Origin of the sequence: Streptomyces hirsutus, from assembly GCF_001418415.1 — a bacterium.
In the GTDB taxonomy this organism is placed as follows: domain Bacteria; phylum Actinomycetota; class Actinomycetes; order Streptomycetales; family Streptomycetaceae; genus Streptomyces; species Streptomyces hirsutus.
Map to the genome: position 1 here is coordinate 1 of NZ_LIQT01000491.1, position 4,371 is coordinate 4,371.

The following is a 4,371-nucleotide window of genomic DNA, read 5'->3' on the forward strand; positions in this document are numbered from 1 at the left end:
CGCCCGGCGGGTGGCGTCCGCCCCGGGGTCCGGGCGGGCGAGCAGCGCCTCGGGCGGAGAGTCCACACCCGTCTCCGAAGAACCTCTGCCGCCCCGAAGCAAGGCACCGCCGGGGTGAGGTGCGGCATCCGCAGAAGGGCTTCGGGTGCGAGGCGGGTCCGCCACTCGGGCGCATGGTGTTCCGGCCAGGTCCGCGACCGAACGCCCCCGTGCCGGCCCGGCGGTGCGGGGCCGGCACGGGGGCGTTCGGTCGCGGACCTGGCCGGAACACCATGCGCCCGAGTGGCGGACCCGCCTCGCACCCGAAGCCCTTCTGCGGATGCCGCACCTCACCCCGGCGGTGCCTTGCTTCGGGGCGGCAGAGGTTCTTCGGAGACGGGTGTGGACTCTCCGCCCGAGGCGCTGCTCGCCCGCCCGGACCCCGGGGCGGACGCCACCCGCCGGGCGGGGGCGTTCCCGCGCCCGGCGTGAACCGCCCGCCCGCCTCAGCCGGAACCTTGCCGCGCGGAGAAGACGAACGAGAACTCCGCGGGCTCGGCCCACAGCGCGTACTGCGGGAGCGGGCCCGGACCGCAGGACTGCGAGCCGATGCCGTGCTGGGCGTGGTCGAGGTTCACCCACACCGTGTCACCGGGGACCAGGTCGGTGAGGTGTTGGGCCGCGTCGAGCTGCTCGCTCGTCCAGGGACGGGCGGTGAACCAGAACTCGGGGTCGCCCTCGATCCGGAGCCCGCCGAGCTCCACCCGGCGTACGTCGGCCCGTGCCCCGTTCTCCTGCGGGCGGACATAGGGCGTCTGCAGGTCCGGCACGCCGGCCTCCCACCGGCCCAGCCGCGACGCCGCCGAGGTGTCCGGATACGCCTCGCCGGGACCGCCGCCGAACCAGCGGACGCTCCCGGTGAGCGAGGCGTCCAGCCCGAAGCGGATCCCGAGCCGGGGCAGCGGCACCGTCCAGTCGCCCTCCGGCACGACCGACACGGCCAGCCGCACGAGGGTGCCGTCGGAGGTCCAGCGGTACGCCACCCGCAGCCCCGGCTCACGTCCGGCCGGGGCCACTCGTGTCCGCACGACCAGCGCCTCGCCGTCGCCTCCCCCCGCGCCGCCACCGCCCGCCTCCACGGCGACCGTCCGGTGCCGCATGCGGTGCAGCCCCAGCTCCCGCCAGAGCAGCCCGTACCGGGTGTCCGGCTGCCAGGGCGCGCCGTCGTCGTTGTCGGTCGTCGCCCGCCACACGTCGAGGCGCAGCCCGTCCACCGCGACACCGGCGATCGTGCGCACCGCGCCGGTACGGGCGTCGAAGGAGGCGGGGCCCAGCGTGATCCGGTCACCGTCGGCGACGGGCCGTACGCCTGGCCCGGCCCCCACGGCGGGCACGGCTGTCCGGTGGGCCACCGTTCCCTGCCCCCAGGCCACTTCGTGGCCCGCGCCCGCCCAGGGCGTGTCGTCGGCGAGCAGGGCGCGTACCGTCCAGTGGACCTCCGCGCCCCCGCCGTCCGGTGCCTCGGGCAGCTTGACCTCCGCCGACTCCCCGGGGGCGAGCGGTGGCACGGCGAGCCGGTGGGCGCCGGCCGTCTGCCCGTCCACCTGGTGGGAGCACGTGAACTCCAGGGCGGACAGGTCGGCGAAGTCGTACCGGCTGGTCACCCGCACGGTGCCGTCCACCTCGCCGGCCTCGATCCGGACCGGCTCGATCACCTTCTTGTACTCGATCAGCCCCGGCGACGGCGTACGGTCCGGGAACAGCAGCCCGTCGCACACGAAGTTGCCGTCGTGCAGTTCCTCGCCGAAGTCGCCGCCGTAGGCGTAGCCGAGCTCGGGATGCCGGACGCCGTGGTCGATCCACTCCCAGACGAAGCCGCCCTGGAGCCGGTCGTACCGCTCGAACAGGTCCTGGTAGTCGGCGAGTCCGCCGGGACCGTTGCCCATGGCGTGTGCGTACTCGCAGAGGATGAGCGGGAGTTCGCGCCTCCGCCGGGAGCCGCCGTCGAGCCCGCGGGCGACCCGCTCCACCTCGGTGTGCGGCAGGTACATCCGTGAATAGACGTCCGTGTCACGGCAGTCGTGGTCGCCTTCGTAGTGCACCGGACGGGCCGGGTCCCGGGAGTGGATCCAGTCGGCCATCGCGGTCAGACCGCGACCGGTGCCCGCCTCGTTGCCGAGCGACCACATCACGACCGACGGGTGGTTCTTGTCCCGCTCGACCATGCGGGCGGCACGGTCGAGCAGGGCGGGGGTCCAGCGTTCGTCGTCGGTGGGGTTGTCGCGCCAGTCCTGCTCGACGAAGCCGTGGGTCTCCACGTCGCACTCGTCGACGACCCACAGCCCGTACTCGTCGCAGAGGTCGAGGAAGGCGGGGTGCGGCGGATAGTGGGAGGTGCGGACGGCGTTGACGTTGTGCCGCTTCATCAGCAGCACGTCCTCGCGCATGGTGTCCACGTCGAGCGCGCGGCCCCGCTCGGGATGCCACTCGTGCCGGTTGACCCCCTTGAAGAGGACCGCCTTCCCGTTGACCTTGATCAGGCCGTCCTCCAGGGCGACGGTGCGGAACCCGACCCGCAGCGGGACGCGTTCACCGGCCGTGGCGAGCACCCCGTCGTAGAGGCGGGGGGTCTCCGCCGACCAGGGACCGACCGGCAGCGTCACCGGTTCCCCGGTCGCGACGTCGATGCCCAACTCCGGTACGGTCACCCGCCCGTCGGTGTCGGAGTCGACGCGCAGGGTGCCCTCCCCGGTGACATGGTCGTAGGAGGCGTGCACGAAGAAGTCGCCGGCGCAGCCCGCCGGCCGGTGCAGCAGCGTCACGTCACGGAAGATGCCGGGCAGCCACCACTGGTCCTGGTCCTCCAGGTACGAACCGGCCGACCACTGGTGCACGCGGACCGCGAGAACGTTCCCGGCCGGCTTCAGCAACGCCCCGACCGCGAACTCGTGGGGCAGCCGCGATCCCTTGAACTCCCCGATGTCCGTGCCGTTCAGCCACACCCGGGCACAGGACTCGACCCCGTCGAAGCGCAGCACGGCGTCGTCGCCCTCGGCCGGGGCGGGCCAGTCCTGTGGAAGGTCGAAGACGTGCAGATGGTCGCCGGTCGGGTTCTCGGTGGGGACGTACGGCGGATCGACGGGGAACGGGTAGAGGTGGTTCGTGTAGGCGGGGGCCCCGAAGGCGCCGTCGCCCTGGAGGACCCAGTGACCGGGGACGGTCACCTCCGCCCAGTCGCCGGCGTCGTGGCCGGGAACGGCGAACGCGTCGTCCTCGGCGTCCGCCGTCGCCGACAGGCGCAGCCGCCACCTGCCGTTCAGCGAAAGGGACACCGCGTCCGAGGACGCGTACCGGGCGCGTGGGGGAAGGGTCCCGCGGCCGGGGGAGACGTCCTCGACGTAGTCGGTCGCGGTGGTGCGCAAAGACATCGGTCTCCTAGGGGCTGTCCGGCGGATCAGGCCGGAGGATGCTTACGGTGCCTGTCCAACGAAGGGGAGCGGGGGCCGGTGCGTGCAGCTGCAAGGCGGAGGAGGGAGCCGAGAGTTCGGGGGAGTCGGCGAGTGACGACAACGCGGCAGATGTGCGTGCCGGCCCCCGCGTCTCCGGCATGATCNNAGGGGCAGGATGGAGATGGCCGTGGCCATGAAGATCAGATGGAAGTTGACGGTCTGGTTGGTCATGTAGGAGGAGAGGGCGACCTGGACGGTCCAGGCACTCGGGTCCTGGCCGATGACGAGTGGCCACAGGAAGGAGTTCCAGCCGCTGATGAAGGTGATCGTCGCGATGGCGGCGAAGAAGTTCAGCGAGTTCGGAACGACGACCCGCCAGTAAGCGCCCCAGTAACCCAGCCCGTCCACCCGTGCCGCCTCCTCCAGCTCTCCGGGGAACCCCAGGAAGTACTGCCGGAAAAGGAAGCAGGTGAAACCGCTGAAGAGGCCCGGGATGATCAGACCCCGGTAGCTGTCCACCCAGCCGAGGGACGACACGAGGACGAAACTGGGCACGAAGGTGACCGCCGTCGGCACCATCAGGGTCCCCAGAACGGCGTAGAAGACCTTGTTGGCGTGCCGGTACGGGATGCGGGCCAGCCCGTATCCGGCGAGCGAGCAGACCAGCAGGGTGCCGACGGTATGCAGGATCCCGACGACCGCCGAGTTCCAGAGCGACCGGGTGAAGTCGACCGTCGGGTCGTCGAACGGCTCGGTGATGTTGCCCCACTGGATGTCCGACGGGAAGAACGCCCACTCCTCGCCGGTGATCTCGGGATCGGTGGACAGGGCGTTGCGGACGATCAGGTAGAAGGGGACGAGGAAGAGGAGCGCGGCGAGGCAGGTCGCGGCGTACAGGCCCGCGGACCCGAGCACGCTGCCGCGCGAACCGCCCGGCCTGCCC

The 4,371-nt window shown here is 72.2% G+C and carries 1 protein-coding gene and 1 pseudogene; both read right to left on the reverse strand.

From position 1 onward, the window contains the following. Positions 1-485: 485 nt before the first annotated feature. On the reverse strand, positions 486-3,407 hold the full coding sequence (locus tag AOK11_RS32040; RefSeq protein WP_055597196.1) for a glycoside hydrolase family 2 TIM barrel-domain containing protein: 2,922 nt from the start codon (positions 3,405-3,407) through the stop codon (positions 486-488). A gap of 187 nt (positions 3,408-3,594) precedes the next feature. Further along, a pseudogene (locus AOK11_RS32045) lies at positions 3,595-4,343 on the reverse strand (carbohydrate ABC transporter permease); the annotation flags it as partial. Between the last annotated feature and the right edge of the window lie 28 nt (positions 4,344-4,371).